This window comes from Butyricimonas sp., assembly GCF_019423355.1.
Classification (GTDB): domain Bacteria; phylum Bacteroidota; class Bacteroidia; order Bacteroidales; family Marinifilaceae; genus Butyricimonas; species Butyricimonas faecihominis.
Window position 1 is genome coordinate 55,263 of record NZ_JAHZBP010000007.1, and the last position, 18,792, is coordinate 74,054.

Below are 18,792 nucleotides of genomic sequence, written 5' to 3' on the forward strand. Positions count from 1 at the left end.
CAAGACACGAAATATTGAGAAGTGGATTGTGGAATAAAATTCTTAAGGTTTCAAGAAGTTTTAATCGTTTTTATGAAAGAGCAGGGAGAGATTCTTCTTGATCGGTAGAGATATAAATTTAATTTTCTAACTTTGTATGCTAAAATAAAAACGAGAAGTGATGTTTAAAAGATATTGGAAAGACTTTGCCATTTTCTGGGGGTTATTTATTGTTTTTGTTGCGGGTGTGTTTTTCTTTTTCTACCTCGTTTCAGCGGGTAAATTAGGTTTTATGCCCACGTTCGAGGAGTTGGAGAACCCCAAGAATAAATTTGCCACGGAGATTTATTCCGAGGACGGGAAGATTTTAGGAAAGTATTTCGAGGGGAGTGAGAACCGTCGGTACATGGATTATAAGGATATTCCTCAGAGTGTTATCGATGCGTTGATTGCCACGGAGGATGTGCGTTTCTATGATCATAGTGGTATTGACGTGCGGGGATTGTTCCGGGTAGCACAGGGTATGTTGACCGGAAATTCTTCTGCTGGAGGTGGTAGTACGATCACGCAACAGTTGGCAAAGATGTTGTTCCCTCGGGAGGCAAATCAGAATTTCATGGAGTTAGCCGTGCGTAAATTCCGGGAGTGGGTGATTGCGGTGAAATTGGAGAAGAGCTATACGAAGGAAGAGATTATCACGATGTATCTCAATAAGTTTGACTTTTTGAACTTGGCTGTTGGTATTAACTCTGCCGCAAACATATATTTTTCGACAACACCCGATTCTTTGAAGGTGGAACAAGCTGCCATGTTGGTGGGAATGGCTAAAAATCCTTCACTTTTTAACCCGGTACGCAGAGAAGAGAAGACGTTGGGACGCCGGAACGTGGTGTTGGGACAGATGTTGAAATATGACAAGATTTCACGGGCTGAATTTGATTCTTTGAAGGTTCTGCCTTTGGGATTGGACTTCCACAAGGAGGATCATAAAGAGGGAATTGCGACTTATTTCCGGGAATATTTACGGTTATACATGACAGCATCCAAACCGGATAAAAAGAATTACAGCAAGTGGAGTAAAGACCAGTATGCGGTAGATTCTTTGGCTTGGGAGACGAATCCGCTTTACGGGTGGTGCAACAAGAATTTGAAATCAGACGGTTCGCATTATAATATCTACACGGATGGGTTAAAGATTTATACAACATTGGATTCCCGGATGCAGAAGTATGCGGAAGAGGCCGTGACGGAACATCTGGGAGGAACGTTGCAGCCGGCATTTATGGCCGAGAGAAGTAGAAAAGCTCATCCGCCTTTTTCGAACGATTTGACGGTTTCCGAGATCAATGATATTTTGAATACTTCTATCCGTCGTACCGAGCGCTATCGGTCAATGAATAAGGCAGGTAAGAGTTTTCAAGAGATAAAGAAATCCTTTGATAAAGCGATTCCGATGTCTGTTTTCACGTGGAAAGGTGTACGGGATACCGTGATGAGTCCGTTGGATTCATTGAAACATTACAAGTCATTCTTCCGGGCCGGATTCATGGCGATGGAACCTTCTTCGGGCCGAATCAAGGCGTACGTGGGAGGACCGGATTATCGTTATTTCCAGTATGATATGGTGAGTACCGGAAAACGGCAGATCGGTTCAACGATCAAGCCGATTCTTTACACGTTGGCGATGCAGGAAGGGTTGGGACCTTGTGATCAGGTACTGAACGTGCAACAGACATTTGTCTTGCCGGACGGGACGACTTGGACGCCTCGTAATTCCACGGATAAGCGGGAAGGTGAGATGGTGACTTTGAAATGGGGATTGGCAAATTCGGTGAATAATATTTCCGGTTGGGTACTAAAACAATTCACCCCGGAGGCTGTCGTGCAGATGGCTCACCGGATGGGAATCACGAGTTTTATAGACCCGGTTCCCGCAATTTTCTTAGGGTCTTCCGAGGTTTCCGTGAAAGAGATGGTCGGGGCATTCTCGATATACGCGAATAAAGGGGTATATAATGCACCGATGATGGTGACGAAAATAGAAGATAAGTATGGTAACGTGCTGGCGAATTTCTACCCGGAATCCAGAGAAGTGATTACTGAAAACACGGCATTCCTGATGGCGAATTTGTTGCAGGGGGTTGTGGATGAAGGAACGGGTCGCCGTTTGCGTTTTCGGTATGGTTTTAAGAACCAGATCGGGGGAAAGACCGGAACGACACAAAATCACTCAGACGGTTGGTTTATCGGAATTACACCTGATCTTGCCGGAGGGGTTTGGGTAGGTGCGGAAGATCGTTCTATCCATTTCCAGAATCTGGCGAATGGACAGGGAGCCAGTATGGCACTTCCGATTTGGGCTTTGTTTATGCAGAAAGTATATGCGGATAAATCTCTTGCCGTGCCGCAAAGTGATTTCCAAAAACCGAATGGGGTGAACCATGTGCTTGATTGTGGGGATGCGGATCGAGAGGGAATGACGGATTACGATTCTTCAGATGAAATCTTTGATTAATTGAAAATTCATTTTGTTGATGATCTGATTTATAGAAAGTATTGTAAGAATAACGAGATTGAAAAAGTTTTATTTGAGAACTACCCCACCGATTCCCCCTTACACAGGGGGAGAGTTGATTACCAAGTGGTTTCCCCTATTGGGAGAGGAGAGGTTATTATTTAGATGGTTTATTTCAATCTTCAATTTTCAATTGTATGGCTAAGTCAAAAACAGTATTTGTTTGTCAGAATTGTGGTGCTAAGGAATCTAAATGGGTTGGGAAATGCTCTACTTGCGGGGAGTGGAATAGTTTTGTGGAAGAGGTGGAAGTTTCTACCAAAGGAAACCGGGTGGCTTCTATCGTGGGGGCGAGTTCTTCACGGCCTTTGAAGTTGTCGGAGGTGAAGGCGAATGCTGATGAGCGTATGGATACCGGAGATGGAGAACTGAACCGGGTGTTGGGAGGTGGAATCGTACCGGGTTCTATGATTCTACTGGGAGGAGAACCGGGTATCGGTAAATCGACGTTGGTACTGCAATTTGCCTTACATAATCGATGTGGGAAAGTTCTGTATGTCTCCGGGGAGGAGAGCGTGTCGCAGATCAAGATGCGGGCGCAACGATTGGGGGCGGAGAATGACGATTGCCTGTTCCTTTCGGGGAACTCGTTGGAAACGGTATTGGAACATTCCCGTGCGCTTGAACCGAAATTATTGATTATTGACTCTATACAAACGCTGGCAACAGAGAGTGTGGATGCCATTCCGGGGAGTTTATCGCAAATCCGGGAATGTACTAACGTGTTGCTGCGTTACTCGAAAGAAAATACGATTACGACTATTTTGATCGGGCATATCACGAAAGACGGTCAGTTGGCCGGTCCGAAGATTCTGGAACATATGGTGGATACTGTCCTGCAATTTGAGGGTGATCAGCAACATATGTACCGTATTTTGCGCTCTATGAAGAACCGTTTTGGTTCGACTTCCGAAATCGGAATCTACGAGATGTTACAATCCGGTTTGCGACAGGTGGCTAATCCTTCCGAGTTGTTACTATCCAATCATGACCAAGATTTGAGTGGAGTCGCTGTTTCTGCCACCATGGAAGGCGTTAGAACGATTTTATTGGAAGTGCAGGCTTTGGTTAGCACGGCAGCTTACGGGACGCCCCAGAGGTCTGCAACGGGCTTTGATACGCGACGATTGAATATGTTGCTTGCCGTGTTGGAAAAACGGGTGGGTTTCCGGTTGGCAGCGAAGGATGTGTTCTTGAATATTGCCGGAGGAATACGGGTGAGTGACCCGGCTTTGGATTTAGGGGTCGTGATGGCGGTTCTTTCTTCAAATATAGATGCTCCGATACCCACGAATACCGTATTTGCCGGAGAAGTTGGCTTGTCGGGAGAGATTCGTGCCGTGAGTCGTATAGAACAACGAATACTGGAGGCTGAAAAACTCGGATTCCAACAAATATTTGTTCCGGCGGGAAATAAGAAAGCGCTGACAAAAGTTCCCGCACATATAAAAGTGAGATTTGTTTCCCGGGTGGGAGATATTTGTCGGGAGTTATTTAGCTAAATCGTTTATCCATATTATATTTTATGAACTGACTATTTTGTAACTTACAAAATAATCAGTTATATTTGTTCTAGAATAAAACGAATAAATATGGAAACGCCTTTTGTTTTTGGGAAAATAGCTACGGATCAGAATTTCACGGATCGGCGAGTGGAAACAGAACGTTTGTTGCAGAATTTCAGAAGTCTGACAAATACGATTATTATTTCTCCTCGTCGTTGGGGAAAATCATCGCTAGTAACGCATGCTGCCAAACAACTCCTAGCGTCTGAAGGAGATGTGAAATTATGCATGATTGACCTTTTTAACGTGAGGGAAGAAGAGGAGTTTTATACGTTATTGGCGAAAAAAGTTTTAACATCTGTATCTTCCAAGTGGGAAGAAATAGCGATGAATGCCAAAAACTTCCTTGCCCGCTTGATCCCCCGGATTTCTTTTACGGCTGATGTGGAAAGTGAGCTGTCTTTTGGAATTGGGTTGGAGGAATTGAAACGTAATCCGGATGATATTCTGGACTTGGCAGAGGTTTTGGCTGTATCTAAAAATATTCGTTTAATTATTTGTATTGATGAATTTCAGAACGTGGCTAATTTCGGGGATTCTTTGGCGTTTCAAAAGAAGTTGAGGGCCCATTGGCAGCGACACACACACGTTGCTTATTGCTTGTTTGGTAGCAAGCGACACATGTTGATGGATGTTTTTGCGAATGTTTCAATGCCTTTTTATAAGTTTGGAGACTTAATGTTTCTTCAAAAAATAGAAACGGAAGAGTGGGTCCCGTTTATCCGACAAAAATTCCAAACGACTAATAAGGTTATCGAACGGGATGAAATTCAGTTATTGGTGGGATTGGTCGATAAGCACCCGTATTATGTGCAGCAATTGGCTCAACAGGTGTGGCTTAGGACAGAGAAGTTAGTCGTGCCATCTGTTGTTAAGGAAGCGTATAATGGGTTGATTGACCAGTTGAGCCTACTTTTTCTGAATAGCATGGAAACGTTTAGTAATGCCCAGCTCGGTTTTTTGAAGGCATTAATAGCGGGAGAAAGGCAATTAAGTTCAAAACAAACATTGCAGGCTTATCGGATCGGTACTTCCGGAAATGTAGTTAGAATAAAGCAAGCTCTTATGGAACGGGAAGTGATTGATGTGAGAGGAAATGAAATCACATTTCAAGATCCCTTGTTCGAGGCGTGGTTGAAACGGGATTGGTTTAAGTGAAAATGATAGAACTGATTATTTTGTAAGTTACAAAATAGTCAGCCGTTAAATATTACTCCGATTATTATTCTTGTTTTCTCTTTGTAGAAGTGATGTAAGAAATCAAAGATTTTGTGTAAGTTTACACGGTAAAACTTGACAAGTGAATTGGAATACCCAAATATTAATTGATTTTCAACAAGGAAAGTTAGATTTGTTATACCGGAATGTTTATCCGGGATTGATCTTGTATGCCATCAAGTATTTGGGGGAGGAAAGCGAATTTCTGGCAGAGGATTGTGTGCAAAATGCCATTTTTAGTGCTTGGGAAAGAAGAAATAAATTCGATTCCGTGTACACGTTCAAGGCTTTTCTTTACATGGCGATCAAAAATGACATCATTAGTATTCACCGGAAAAATTCAGCCCGGGAGCGGTATGTCCGGGAGTTGGAGGATGCATCTTGTTTTGCCAATTCGGTGATTGATCAAGAGGCTCAGACATTGCTGTATAGCGCTATCGAGGAGTTACCGGAGAAGGCGAGGATTGTTTTTGAAATGAGTTTTATAGAAGGGCTAAAGAATGTGGAGATTGCGGAAAAATTAGGTTTATCTGATAGTTCCGTAAAAAAATACAAAGCGACGGCCTTGGATTTCTTGCGTAAAAAACTAGAACCTTCTTTGTTTTTATTTTTATTTTCAGGGTTATAGAAATTATTCTGAAAAAACTTCAATTTTCTATTGCCCCTTTTAAGGGGAGTTGCGTTATAGGGGGGATTTAAAAATGACCGCATGATGACGCATGAGAATGAAAAATGGTTTCGAATAGCCGGATTACTTGTCCGACAGCGAGTAGGACAGCTTTCTGAAGAAGAACTTCGGGAGCTGGAGGGATGGAGAGAAGTTTCTCCGGAAAATAAGCTGTTGTACGATCGCTGGCAAGATGGAGTATTCCTAGAAGTTGGTTTTAAAAACTACCAAAGAATCGGTCATCGGAAGGCATTACTGGATATGGAGAAGCGAGTGCAGCTCCAACGTAAGAAAGAGGTAAGATTACGGGTTTTACGTTGGGGAGCAGTGGCGGCAGTATTTGTAGTGGCCGTGTTCAGTAGCTTATATTTGTTCGAGAGGGAAACAGAAGAACCTGTAAAGGAACAGGTGGCAATCGTTTTGATGAAACCACAACGTCCCGTGTTAAGGTTAGATGATGGGACTACAATGTTGTTGGATAGTTTGAAGGGGGATTTTGAAGAGGCTGGAATTTTAGTAAAGAAGACCGGAGAATCAACATTGTCTTACTCGGCAGAGAATTTGCCACAGCAAGCGCAATTGGCCTATAATACGATTGAAGTTCCCAAGGGGGCCGAGTTTGACTTGATTTTGTCCGATGGAACCCGAGTTTGGCTGAATGCCGATTCTAAATTGAAATATCCGGTTACTTTTGGAAATGATAAACGAGAGGTGGAATTAGAGGGAGAGGGGTATTTTAAAGTGACGAAGGATGAGAGAAAGCCTTTCCGTGTTGTCGTGAAAAAACAGACTGTGGAAGTGTTAGGAACGGAGTTTAACGTGGATGCCTATCCGGGAGAGAAGAACATTTATACCACTTTGGTCAGTGGGAAAGTGAAGGTGGATGCCGACGGTCAGACCGTGATTCTTGATCCGGGAATGCAATCCGTGGTGAATGATGAAAAGATGTACACCCGGAAGGTAAACGTGGCGGAGGTCATAAGCTGGCGAAACGGGATGTTCGTGTTGGAGAATCATACCTTGGAGGAGATTATGTCGAAACTGGCTCGTTGGTACGATTTTACGGTTTTCTATCAGAATGCGTCTTTAAAGGAGGCTACGTTTAAGGGTAAAATTCCTCGTTATGCTTCTTTCGAGTCGGTTTTGGATATATTGGAGAAAACGGGTGAAGTGAAGTTTAACGTGAAAAATCAATCTGTTACTGTTTATCAATAAATAAAAAAGGGGAATTTGGTCGATTCCCCCTTTACCAAACATCTGTTGGTCGCAGATGAATGTTTAATGTAATACTTTACAAATGTATGAAAAAAAAGAGTATGACGTGTAGTCTTCTTGGGAGAAGATTGCGAAAAATTCTGTTAGTTATGACATTGAAAGTTCTTATTTTGCTTGTCACGTTTGGTTCTGTTAGTGCCATGGGTTACTCGCAAGAACAAAAAATGGATGTGGTATTCCATGACGAGATGCTTGAAAACGTGCTGGAATATTTAAAGGCGAACACGGATTACGAGTTCGTGTATCGTAGAGAAAGTTTGGGAAATCTCAAAGTGAAGAGTGTTGAATTGAAAGATGCGACATTGAAACAGGTTTTGGATCAAGTGTTACGTCAGAATGGTTTTGATTACGAGATTGTCGATAAAATCGTGATTGTCCGTAAGCTTGCCTTGAATCAACAAAAAAAGGAAATCAAGATTACCGGTCGGGTGACGGATGAGAAAGGGGAAGCTTTACCGGGGGTAACCGTGATTGTGAAAGGAACTCAACTGGGAACGGCTACCGGCATGGATGGAAAATATTCATTGACATTACCCGAGGGAAAAGAAAATCATATTTTGGTTTTCACCATGGTCGGTATGGAGACGAAAGAGGTGGTGGTGGGCAAACAGACTGGAATTAACGTTGTAATGAAGGATGTCGTGAGTGAGTTGGATGACGTGATTGTAACGGGATATTATACTCAGGCAAAAAATAGTTTTACCGGGGCTGCCCGTACGATCACGGCGGAGGAATTGCAACAGGGTGGAAATCAGAATATCCTGAGTGCTTTGCAAAATATTGATCCATCGTTTGTGAAGTTAGCGAATAACCAGATGGGTTCGAATCCGAATGCCATTCCGGATTTCCAGATCCGGGGAGCCGGGAGTATTAGCGGGGTTCGGGACGAGTATTCCGGGAATCCCAATATGCCGGTATTTATTGTTGACGGGTTTGAAACTACCGCGGAGAAAGTGTTTGATATGGATCCTTATCGGGTGGCCACGATCACGTTATTGAAAGATGCCGCGGCCACGGCTATCTACGGTTCTCGGGCCTCGAACGGGGTGGTGGTTATCACGACGGTGGCTCCTGCCGGTGGGAAGATGTCGGTAAGTTATAATGGGGATATGACTTTTTATGCGGCTGATCTGACGGACTATAATTTGTGTAATGCCGAAGAGAAACTGAACTTGGAAGTATTGTCAGGAATGTATGATATTTCCAAACGACTTCATTATACTCAGGATAAATTCTCCGATAAGGTGTACATGGATGAGGCTTATAATCAGCGTTTAGCTAATGTCCGGGAAGGTGTAAATACCTATTGGTTGGACAAACCGTTGAATAACGTGACGCTTGCTCATAAACACTCTTTGCGATTGGATGGGGGAAACGATTATATCCGTTATGCGATGGAGGTGAATTATAATAATACTCCCGGTGTGATGAAGGAGTCCGGGCGTGAACGTATCGGGTTGGGGATGGAATTACAATATATCTATAAAGGATTGACTTTTAGGAATCAGTTGAATTATTCCCGGGTAAAGGCAAAGAACTCTCCTTATGGAAGTTTCAGTGAATACACGAAAATGAATCCTTACGTGAAATACAAGGATGAAGAGGGTAATTTGATTTACACGGTGGATCAGGATGATCGTTGGCATCCGACAGTTCGAAGTTTGTTTATTTATAACCCTTTGTATAACGCGACTTTAAACGTGACGGACGAGTCCGGGTATAATGATTTGACGAATTTGTTCGGGATCGATTGGTATATTTTGGAAGGATTACGTTTGAAGGGCAGTTTCTCTTTTACGCTTCAAAATACATTCGAGGATGTGTTTAAACCTGCCAAGCATACTGATTTTGCGGAATATACCGGGGATGATTTTGATCGTCGGGGATCCTACACGGCTTCGAGGGGAGATAATTTCAGTTATGATGCCAGTGTCGTTTTGAGCTATTTCTGGCGGCATCAGAAACATGTGATTAATTCAAATCTGGGATGGAATGTGCAGCAAAACCAGACAAAATCATTTACCGTGAGGACGGAAGGTTTTCCGAATGAGAATTTGGACTACATCAGTTTTGCCACTCAATACGAGAAATCGGGTTCTCCGGAGGGGGATGAATATACCTCTCGTTTGGTCGGTTTTCTCGGGAATTTGAATTATAGTTATGACGAGCGTTTCTTGGTGGATCTTTCTTTCCGTGAGGATGCCTCTTCCCAGTTTGGTTCGGATAACCGTTGGGCTCCTTTTTGGTCAGCAGGTTTGGGATGGAATTTGCATCATGAGAAATTTCTGAAGAATGTGAATTGGCTGCAACAATTAAAGATCAGGGGTTCGTACGGGTTGACCGGAAGTCAGAATTATGACCCGTATCAGGCGATAACAACTTACGGGTACCTGACTGGGGAACGTTATCACTACGCCGTGGGGGCGATCGTGATGGCGATGGGAAACCGGGATCTTTCATGGCAACGTACGTTACAACAGAATTATGGTGTGGATTTGACCCTGTGGGGCGATCGGATTGATTTGTCCGCAGATTATTATATCAAGACTTCCAAAGATGTGTTAACGGCCGTAACCTTGCCACCGTCTTTAGGCTTTTCTTCTTACATGGATAATTTGGGAGAAGTGGAAAACCGGGGATGGGAGTTAAACCTGAAGGTGGCTATTTTGAAAAATCAGAAAAACTCTCTTTATTGGAGCGTGAACGGGTCTGCGATTCATAACAAGAATAAATTGTTGAAGATCTCAAATGCCTTGCGGGCTTACAACGAGACACAGGATGAGTTGACAGCAACGGGAGAACAGAAGGATGGCGTGAATCGCCCGAGGGTTCGTTACATGGAAGGAGCTTCCATGAATTCTATCTGGGTGAACCAATCGTTGGGAATCGATCCGGCTACCGGTAATGAAATATTTAAAGCCCGGAATGGCGACATCGTGTCGGAATGGTCAACAGCCAATTATGTCATTGGCGGGTGTACGGATTCGGATGTGGAAGGGACTTTCGGTACAAATTTTACGTGGAAAGGCCTGTCGTTGAACATGACTTTCCGGTATCGAATTGGGGGGCAAATGTATAATCAAACGTTAGTGGATAAGGTGCAGGACGTGGATTTGCGTTATAACGTGGATCGCCGGGCTTTCGAAGAACGTTGGCAAAAACCGGGTGATAAGGTACGTTTCGCGGCATTCTCGGAGACTTATGACGGGATGAATGTCGGCTATGTCACCCGTCCTACATCCCGTTTTGTTGAGGATTATAATTATTTGGAACTGGCGACTTTGAATGTGGCATACGAATTTGGCGTGGCCCGTTTGAAACGATTGGGAATTAAGCGCTTGAAAGCGATGTTTTATATGAATGACGTGTTCCATGCTTCCTCTGTAAAACAGGAAAGGGGAATAGACTATCCTTTTGCCCGTAATTTCAGTATCGGTTTGCAAGTCAGGTTTTAACAAAATGAAAAAATGGATGTTATGAAGAAGATATTTAGATATGCTGCATTACTAGTGTTGTTATTTTGCATGGGATGTAGCGATTGGCTGGATGTACGTCCTAAATCTCAAGTGAAGGAAGATGATCTTTTCACGTCGGAGTCGGGATTCCGGGATGCGTTGATTGGTATATATGCCTTGATGGGACGTACGGATACTTATGGAGGGAACTCCACGATGGGATTCTTGGACATATTGTCACAGACCTATTCATCGGTCGTGTACGATTATAATAAAGCGCTGGTATATGATTATCAAGATGAAACTATAAAAAAAGTGGTGGACACACTTTGGAGTTCTAATTACTACGCGATTGCGAATTGTAATTATCTATTACAAAACATCTCTAAACACGGTGGTGTTTTGAGTGAAAAGGTCCGTCCCTTGGTTGAGGGAGAGGCTTTGGCATTACGGGCTTTCTTGCATTTTGACCTTTTGCGGGGATTCGCACCTTCTTATAAGATGGGAGCGAACGATCCGGGGATTCCTTACGTGAAAGAGGCGACTAATCAGGTCGTGACGCGATCAACCGTTGCTGCGACGTTGGATTTGATTCTAGGAGATTTAAAGAAAGCGCAAGAGTTATTGCGTCCGGTGGATCCGATCGGCCCGTCGTTTGGAGAGTACGAAGAGGAGGACGAGTACTCGGCGGATGATTATGTCACGGATGACGGGTTCTGGTTGTATCGTAAATCCCGTTTCAACTATTATGGGGTGACGGCTTTGATGGCCCGGGTGTACTTGTACAAGGAGGACATGACGAACGCTTTGGCGTGTGCCGAAGAGGTGATCCATTCGGGACGTTTTGCCTGTGTCACGGATAAGATTTTACAGGACGAACCCTCTAAATATACTTTTGTTGAGAGTGTAGGACGGCATGAGTATATCACCTCCCTTTACGTTTACGATTTGAAAAAAGGGCGTTCAGACTTGTATTTTAAAGATTTGGCAACTTATGCCTGTGTTGTCGGGGAAGAACGAAAATTGGGAATCTTTGGAGGAACGGGATTGGATCTTGATGTACGGAGTAAGCGATTGTTCGATATTCCTTCGGGTTCCAAAACAGAGTACGTGATCAAGTATATCACGGGTAACCGGATTCCTTTGTTGAAATTGTCGGAAATGTACTTGATCGCGGCAGAGGCTTCCGGGGATATACGTTTTCTTGAAACATTACGCGGTTTCCGGGGATATGCGGGAAATCCTTTACCGGCTGATGCCAATTTATTGGAAGAACTCCGGAAAGAATACCAGAAAGAATTTATCGCGGAGGGGCAGCTCTTTTATTTCTATAAACGGCAAAACATGACAACAATTCCTTTCACGGCACAAATGATGAACCGGGCAACATATGTATTCCCGATGCCGGATAATGAATTGGAATTTGGTAATATTCAATAAAATGGATACTATGAAAAAGATATATTATATAATTCTAGGATTATTGGTCGGGTTGGTTGCTTGTCAAGAGAATGATAAAACAGATTTCGATAGTAACGGGGCTGTTTATTTTCAGGTAAACCAAGGTTCATGGAGTGACACGAGGGATAGTATTGTGTACTCTTTTGCGGGGAAAGACGGTGATTCGCAGACGTTGAACGTACAGGTCAACCTGATGGGGGGGGCCGTGAATTACGAACGTCATGTTCGGGTGGTTGTTAATTCGGGAAAGACGACGGCTCAAGAAGGGATACATTATGCGGCGTTGGAGGAAGAGTATATTCTTCCGGCGGAGGCTTTTAGTATGAATATACCCGTCGTCTTGTATAATAAAGATCCTCGTTTGGAGGAAGAGGCTTTTCAGTTAGTTCTGGACTTGGAACCTTCGGATGATTTGGAACTGGGGCTTACAGCCCGTACAACGGTACGGGTGATTATTTCCAATATCCTGACACGTCCTTATTACTGGGAAGATATGTATATGGATTACATTTTCGGACCTTATTCTAGGGTAAAACATGAATATTGCATCCGGGAGCTGGGGATGGATTTTCCACAGACTCTTGACGAGTATGGAAATAATTACGAGGCTTGGCAGGCTTACGGAAAATATATGGATAACTTTTTCTATGAAAATTATCCGATTTTAGACGAGAATGGCCTTGCTATCGAACCTTGGTTGTAAAATTAACATGTAAAATGATGAAAAAGATTCAACTGATTATATGGAGTATTCTAGTACTTTGCGTGGGTGCTTGTACGGAAGATAAAGGGGATTATGATTATACCCCGTTGAATGATTTAGTTGTTCAAGGGATAGAGAAAGACTATACCGTGGAACAATTCTCATCCTTGAAAATCCCGGTGACAATAACCGCGAAAGATGGATTTTCGGAGGATCGTTACGAGTATTTGTGGTATATCTGGCGAGTAAATAATGCCGCGGACCCGGATACGCTTTCTTTCAAAAAGGATTTGGATATTGAAGTCGAATCTGTTACTGGGGAGTACTCGATGAGATACATTGTAACAGACAAGGAAACCGGAGTTTTCTATTCCACGCGAACGGATCTGACGATTGTCAATTCCTATTCCAAGGGATTGATGGCATTGAGCGAGGTGGAAGGTAATGCTAACGTGACATTTATCAATGTTGTGAATACGGTCACGGAAGATGCTTACGAGAAAGTGAACGGGGAAATAGCCGGAAGGTCTCCCCGGGGAATTTTTTACACGGGCGAGGGTGAATTTACCAAAGGATTGGTTGTCATATCAACAGGTGATGGATCAAAGGCGATAGAGCCTACGGATTTTTCTTACATGATGGACTTCTCCGAGATGTTTTATTTCGCCCCGGATCCATGCGTGATGGAGTGTCTGTGTAAAAATATGTATGGGTTCGACGAATATGTCATTATAAATGGAAGAGTATATAATCGTTATCTTTCTTTTGTTGAGGATATGTTTGTTAAATATGATCCGCAGGTAAAGGGAGATTATGAGGCGGCACCATTTTCCATCTACGAGTCGAATGATCCTTTTTTCTATGATCAAAAAGGTAAGCGATTTATATACAATAATTACGGGGCAATGATTTCCGTGGAACCGGCGTCAGGTGTTTTCAATCCGGCAGAGATGGAGGCCACGATGGTTTATGGGGCAGCTTTCGAGGATAACGTGCGGGCGGTGATGGAGGATGCTGACGGGCGTCGTTTCGTGATCGCGGCCCAAAAGAGAGTGGAATACGATGATGAGTCTTATGATTCTTATATTCGGGTTATTCCGATTCGGAAGGTCGATTTGAACCAGACCGGTATTGCGGAGGCTACTTGTTTTGCCGTTTCCTCTAAAGATGTTGATTTCCTTTATTATGGTTATCAGGATAAAGTGGTATGCGTGAGTACTGTAACCGGAAACGTGCTGGCTACTTACGACGGGTTTGAGGATGGATGCACGATAGATTATATCGAGTTCGACCGTTCCGAAAACCCGGATCGTTTGTACGTGGGTGTGAGTGACGGTTCCGGGAAAGCGAAATCCGGTTCTATTTATTATTTAAAGATGAATAGTAACGGGAGTTTGGAAGAGGAAAACCACTTTAGTAACGTGTGTGGTAAAGTTGTCGATTTTGAATATAAGAAATAAGATGAATCGTTTGTATATTCTAGTGATATTGATCGTTTGTATGGCTTGTCAATCAAGCTATCAAACGACGTTAAAAGGCGTGATCAAGAATTATGATGGCGCTTTGGTTAGAATCGCTGTTCAGGGAAGCTTGAAACGAGACACGCTGAAAGTGAACGAAAAAGGGGAATTTCAGTATATTCCCGTTGTTCCTCAAAAGGGGGAGGTGTACGAGTTGTTCGTGAAGGGTTATCGTCCGGGAGTTCCGTTATTTTTGTCGGGAGGTGATCAGGTGAATGTTGAGATAACTTTGTTGCCGGAACAAGTGGTGGAGTGCGTTTTTTCCGGTGACAGGGAAAGGGAGAACGAGTATTTGGCCGCTTTGTATGCGATTGAAGATTCACGGGAATGGTATTCTCCGGAGGTAACAACTCTTGCGTTCAAGGATTTCAAATTAAGAACAGACGAAAAAGAAAAGCAATTACAAGCTTTAGGGAGCCGGATTAAAGATCAGGATGTGCGGGAGCGTTTGGTTCGGCAGGCTTATCTCTGTTTTCAGGTCCGTCGGGTTTCATGGTATTGCTCCGGTTCACGGGAGAATGTGGATGATCCGGATTTTCCTACGTTCGTGGCGACAATTAATCTTAACGATTCGTTGACTTGTAGCGAGGAACTTTTAGAGTACGTGATCGGTTGGCATTTAAGTCAGGATACAAGCCGGGACTGGAGCGATTACCCGAGGAAAAGCCTAGAGCTGGTTGGGCGATTGATAACTGACCGGGCGATGAAAAATTACCACCTGACTTCCATGTTCCGAAAATACTTGAATCAATCCGTGGCGTTAAGTTTACAAGAGGCCTATGAGCTATATAATACCTTGTGTACGGACGAAAATTTGAAGAGGGGAGTTGGTGAAGAATATAAAGAATATGTCCGTGTGAATGGAAATTTGATGAAAGGGAGCGTGGCTCCGGATTTTGAAATGACGGGAGTGACCGGGGAAAAGTGCAGGTTATCAGATTTTAAGGGGAAAGTTCTTTTGGTTGACGTCTGGGCCACGTGGTGCGCTCCTTGTCGTGAAGAGTTGCCTTATATGGCGAAATTGAAGGAGTATTTTAAAAAGGACAACCGGATTGAGATTATCAGCGTGGCGGTGGATAATAACACGAATACTTGGAAAAAGTTTTTAGAGAAGGAGAAACCGACTTGGAAACAATACATCGTGGATAAAAAGACCAATGATTTTCTGGAAAAAGAGTATCGGATTGTCGGGATCCCCCATTTTATGCTGTTAGATCAGGAGGGACGTTTTATTGCTTATTCGTTTGTTCGTCCTTCTGAACCGGAGTGTGTTGAATTATTAGAAAAACATTTAAATTGAATATGATGATGAAAAATTTATTTATGATATTATGCTCCTTCTTCCTGTTCGTGGGAGTTAGCGGGGTGGCAAAAGGTATGAACGACGGTCAAATTCGGGGAAAAATCAAGGATTTTACCGGGGGTGACGTGATGGTAATTTATTACGTGGGGCAGGAAATGAAAGTGGACACGCTTCAAGTAAGCGATGCGGGAGTATTTGTCTATGACGTGAAAATTGATGAGCCGTCCCGGGCTTTTCTGGTATTTGAAAATTATGGTTGTTCGGTGGATCTTTTCCTTGAGAGCGGAATGGACGCGGACCTTGACATTTCTTTCCATACCGAAAAATATGAGGAAAGTGATATTTATGTTCCGGATGTTACCTACACGGGAGATAATGCCGATTGCTATCATTTCATGAGAGATAGTGATGGTTGGGAATATGAATCATGGCCTTTTGAACGTTTGGATACCATGAGTTTTGCCGATTATCGAGAAGGTTACCTAGAAAACGTCGATCAAGTTAAGTCCGACTTGATGAAAGTGAAAAGTCCGGCTTTTAAAAGGGTGATGGTGGACATGATTGACCAATCAATACCCGCGAATTTATTCCGTCATGCTTGGTCAAAACCCCGGGAAGACGCTGATTTTGTTCGTTGGGTAGAGGCATTCGACCGGAATGATCCGGATAATATGGAGATGGCCGAGAGATATGTTCGCTGGTATCTTCAACGTCATCCGGCAGGAAAAGAACAAAATAGAGTTGTGTATCATTTGAATGCCTTGACTCAAATATTCACGAATCAGGAAATCATTAATGACATGGCCAATAGTCTTGTTGATTATTATTTAAAACAAGCTCCAAAAGATATGACCGAGGTGTTCGAGGTTTATAAACGGGTTTCCACTGACACGGTAGATCACTCCGAGATGCAGAAAGTGTATGATCACTATATAAACATGATGCCCGGTGCGCCGGCTATTGATTTTGAGATGACAGATGTTAATGGGAAAAAATGTCATTTGTCCGATTTTAAGGGGAAAGCTGTTTATATTGACGTGTGGGCTACTTGGTGCGGACCATGTTGCATGGAAATTCCTTATATGGAGAAATTGGTGAAACATTATGCCAAGAATAAGAAGATTGAATTTCTGAGTATCTCGTTGGACGAGAATCAAAAGAAATGGAAAAAGAAACTGGCAGCAGATAAACCGGAATGGAAACAATTTATTTGCCCGGATAATTTCCAATCGACCCTATGTCAAGAGTATGATATTGATGGAATTCCCCGTTTCTTATTCTTCGATAAGAAAGGAAGAATTATTTCCTTGGAAGCTCCAAGACCCTCTTCTTCCAAGATTATAGAGTATATTAATCAGCATATTAAATAATAGGTGATGTATCCCTTATCCCCGGCAAAAGCCGGGGATATAGTGGCCCGAAATATTATTCTTGAGCATGAATAGGCTCGTTATTGGCCCGGTTGACGGGATATTCGAGTATGTTATTTTTGTTTTCTATCTGTTAAAATGGTGGCGATAATCGGGCGAGCATCTAGGTCCCAGTCGGGATTCGCCTTCGGCGAGTTACAGGTTAGCAAGTGACAGGTTTCATCAACTTTTATCTTTTAGTTTTCCTAAGGATGGAAGAGGGTACTTCCGGGATACTCTTGGATCACTTCCGGTTCATTCTCGGTCTTTGGTTGCTTGTGAGCGAGAGTGTAACGAAGGTGTACCGAGAGTGAACCGAAGGTGATCCCTATCTTCTACGGTTCTTCCCCGGTATTTCCCTAGGAATTGCATTTTGACAGATCTCGTTATTCGTGTCTGAAACATCAAGATTTCCAAGCTAAATGTATGTATTTGGACGGGGGAGGAGGCGCTACATTGAAACATTGGAGCGTGTTCTCACGGCGGTTTTCTCTCTCGTGTAATGCTATACTCGTATTATTCAGGGATATAAATCTGTTCTTATATCGAACTCACGTTAATATAAATTGATATTCAAGTAAAATATTCATACTTTTGCTTGTAGAAGTTTAAACACGAGAATAATCATGAGTACGAGAGCAAGTATTGTATTAAAGTTGAAAGACGAAGATATTGGTAAAAAGATGAAATTTGAACCTTCACGTCTACCACTTGGAATTACTTGTGATATGGCTGGGGTGGATAAAGTAGAGTGGGTTGAATTGTCTAAAAGGTACATTATGATCTATCATAATTACGATAGTTATCCATCGGGAATGGGCGTGTATTTGTATTATATCTATAATGATTACGATAAGATTATAAATCTATTATTAGGTGGTAATGTATCTTCTATTCTTGGAACGATGCTGATGCAATATATTTGTTATCCGGATGGCGTTTGGGCTGATGAAAAACCAATAGTGTATGATGAAATGCCAGAAAAGGAGGAAGATTACATTTACTTGTTTGAAAATGGAATTTGGTATCTTAAAATTAACAGGTACCCAGAATGGGTAGATTTGGAAATGGTTTTGAGAGCGGAAAGAGATAAATTGTTGAACGAGTGATTCTTTTTTCAGACTCATTTGAAAATACTTTTGAGTCAATTGATGCCTTGATTGGTTATGCAGGTCGTGTAGAAAACAAAAGAAATTGTGCTGGAAATATGTGCGGAGGTCTCTTTGTGGGTAGAGAACTTAAGGCCTTGCGCAGGAATAAATCCTGTTTAATTTTTTCAACTTGTTCCTGTTTTAGGGCTAACTTTACATTCTTTATCAGTCTATAAACTTTATCCACTATATAGGGTTTTGTTTGTTGGAAAGAATGTTTTATATTTGTCCGTGATCATTTGGACGAAAGGGTTTTAATTTGGTACGGGAAGATATTTATCAAGAGTTGTATTTAGCTATTACGGAATTACCTGAAGATTGCAGGGAGATATTTTGGTTATACTTTCAAGGTAGGAATAACAAGGAAATTGCAGAAATTCTTTCTCTTCCGGAAAAAGACGTGCGAGCTTGTAAAAGGGAGGCTATTTATAGATTAAAGAGTCGCCTAGGTGGTTTATTTTTCTGGTTGCAGATCATGAGAATCGTGTGAGATGAATGAAGTCGTACCGAT

Annotated in this window: 13 protein-coding genes; all 13 read left to right on the top strand. The window is 42.7% G+C overall.

The window, feature by feature from the left end; translation table 11 throughout:
* Positions 1 to 160: 160 nt before the first annotated feature.
* The 13 genes from QVC79_RS10940 to QVC79_RS11000 all read left to right on the top strand — a co-directional run bounded on the left by QVC79_RS10940 (position 161) and on the right by QVC79_RS11000 (position 18,771).
* Complete coding sequence (locus QVC79_RS10940) at positions 161 to 2,494, top strand: transglycosylase domain-containing protein (protein WP_087419279.1); 2,334 nt, start codon at positions 161 to 163, stop codon at positions 2,492 to 2,494.
* A gap of 197 nt (positions 2,495 to 2,691) precedes the next feature.
* Entirely contained in the window at positions 2,692 to 4,056 is a 1,365-nt protein-coding gene (radA, locus tag QVC79_RS10945; RefSeq protein WP_270594640.1) for a DNA repair protein RadA, read from the top strand.
* A 90-nt stretch (positions 4,057 to 4,146) separates the two neighbouring features.
* Entirely contained in the window at positions 4,147 to 5,277 is a 1,131-nt protein-coding gene (locus tag QVC79_RS10950; protein ID WP_270594639.1) for an AAA family ATPase, read from the top strand.
* Between the two features lie 142 nt (positions 5,278 to 5,419).
* Positions 5,420 to 5,965, top strand: coding sequence for a sigma-70 family RNA polymerase sigma factor (locus QVC79_RS10955; RefSeq protein ID WP_270594638.1), 546 nt, complete (start codon positions 5,420 to 5,422; stop codon positions 5,963 to 5,965).
* 81 nt (positions 5,966 to 6,046) lie between these two features.
* A complete protein-coding gene (locus QVC79_RS10960) occupies positions 6,047 to 7,219 on the top strand; it encodes a FecR family protein (protein WP_270594637.1) in 1,173 nt (390 codons plus the stop codon).
* A gap of 149 nt (positions 7,220 to 7,368) precedes the next feature.
* On the top strand, positions 7,369 to 10,734 hold the full coding sequence (locus QVC79_RS10965; RefSeq protein WP_270594636.1) for a SusC/RagA family TonB-linked outer membrane protein: 3,366 nt from the start codon (positions 7,369 to 7,371) through the stop codon (positions 10,732 to 10,734).
* Between the two features lie 21 nt (positions 10,735 to 10,755).
* Positions 10,756 to 12,174 (top strand): RagB/SusD family nutrient uptake outer membrane protein, encoded by a 1,419-nt coding sequence (locus QVC79_RS10970; RefSeq protein WP_270594635.1) that lies wholly within the window; start codon positions 10,756 to 10,758, stop codon positions 12,172 to 12,174.
* 10 nt (positions 12,175 to 12,184) lie between these two features.
* Positions 12,185 to 12,898: a DUF4843 domain-containing protein gene (locus tag QVC79_RS10975; protein ID WP_270594634.1), complete on the top strand. Its 714-nt coding sequence runs from the start codon at positions 12,185 to 12,187 to the stop codon at positions 12,896 to 12,898.
* 14 nt (positions 12,899 to 12,912) lie between these two features.
* Positions 12,913 to 14,358 carry a PKD-like family lipoprotein gene (locus QVC79_RS10980; RefSeq protein WP_270594633.1) on the top strand — a complete coding sequence of 482 codons (1,446 nt, stop codon included), beginning with the start codon at positions 12,913 to 12,915 and terminating at the stop codon, positions 14,356 to 14,358.
* On the top strand, positions 14,342 to 15,718 hold the full coding sequence (locus tag QVC79_RS10985; protein ID WP_270594631.1) for a TlpA family protein disulfide reductase: 1,377 nt from the start codon (positions 14,342 to 14,344) through the stop codon (positions 15,716 to 15,718). Before QVC79_RS10980 ends, QVC79_RS10985 begins: the two co-directional genes overlap by 17 nt.
* A gap of 8 nt (positions 15,719 to 15,726) precedes the next feature.
* Entirely contained in the window at positions 15,727 to 17,091 is a 1,365-nt protein-coding gene (locus QVC79_RS10990; RefSeq protein WP_270594629.1) for a TlpA disulfide reductase family protein, read from the top strand.
* A gap of 665 nt (positions 17,092 to 17,756) precedes the next feature.
* Entirely contained in the window at positions 17,757 to 18,239 is a 483-nt protein-coding gene (locus QVC79_RS10995) for a hypothetical protein (RefSeq protein ID WP_270594628.1), read from the top strand.
* 301 nt (positions 18,240 to 18,540) lie between these two features.
* Entirely contained in the window at positions 18,541 to 18,771 is a 231-nt protein-coding gene (locus tag QVC79_RS11000) for an RNA polymerase sigma factor (RefSeq protein ID WP_124316683.1), read from the top strand.
* Positions 18,772 to 18,792 lie beyond the last annotated feature (21 nt).

Bases quoted from the DNA above. Each gene is read 5' to 3' on its own strand.
- QVC79_RS10975 (WP_270594634.1), top strand. From the start codon at position 12,185: ATGAAAAAGATATATTATATAATTCTAGGATTATTGGTCGGGTTGGTT.
- QVC79_RS10940 (WP_087419279.1), top strand. From the start codon at position 161: ATGTTTAAAAGATATTGGAAAGACTTTGCCATTTTCTGGGGGTTATTT.
- QVC79_RS10960 (WP_270594637.1), top strand. From the start codon at position 6,047: ATGATGACGCATGAGAATGAAAAATGGTTTCGAATAGCCGGATTACTT.
- QVC79_RS10965 (WP_270594636.1), top strand. From the start codon at position 7,369: ATGACATTGAAAGTTCTTATTTTGCTTGTCACGTTTGGTTCTGTTAGT.
- QVC79_RS10980 (WP_270594633.1), top strand. From the start codon at position 12,913: ATGATGAAAAAGATTCAACTGATTATATGGAGTATTCTAGTACTTTGC.
- QVC79_RS10995 (WP_270594628.1), top strand. From the start codon at position 17,757: ATGAGTACGAGAGCAAGTATTGTATTAAAGTTGAAAGACGAAGATATT.
- QVC79_RS10990 (WP_270594629.1), top strand. From the start codon at position 15,727: ATGAAAAATTTATTTATGATATTATGCTCCTTCTTCCTGTTCGTGGGA.
- radA (WP_270594640.1), top strand. From the start codon at position 2,692: ATGGCTAAGTCAAAAACAGTATTTGTTTGTCAGAATTGTGGTGCTAAG.
- QVC79_RS10950 (WP_270594639.1), top strand. From the start codon at position 4,147: ATGGAAACGCCTTTTGTTTTTGGGAAAATAGCTACGGATCAGAATTTC.
- QVC79_RS10970 (WP_270594635.1), top strand. From the start codon at position 10,756: ATGAAGAAGATATTTAGATATGCTGCATTACTAGTGTTGTTATTTTGC.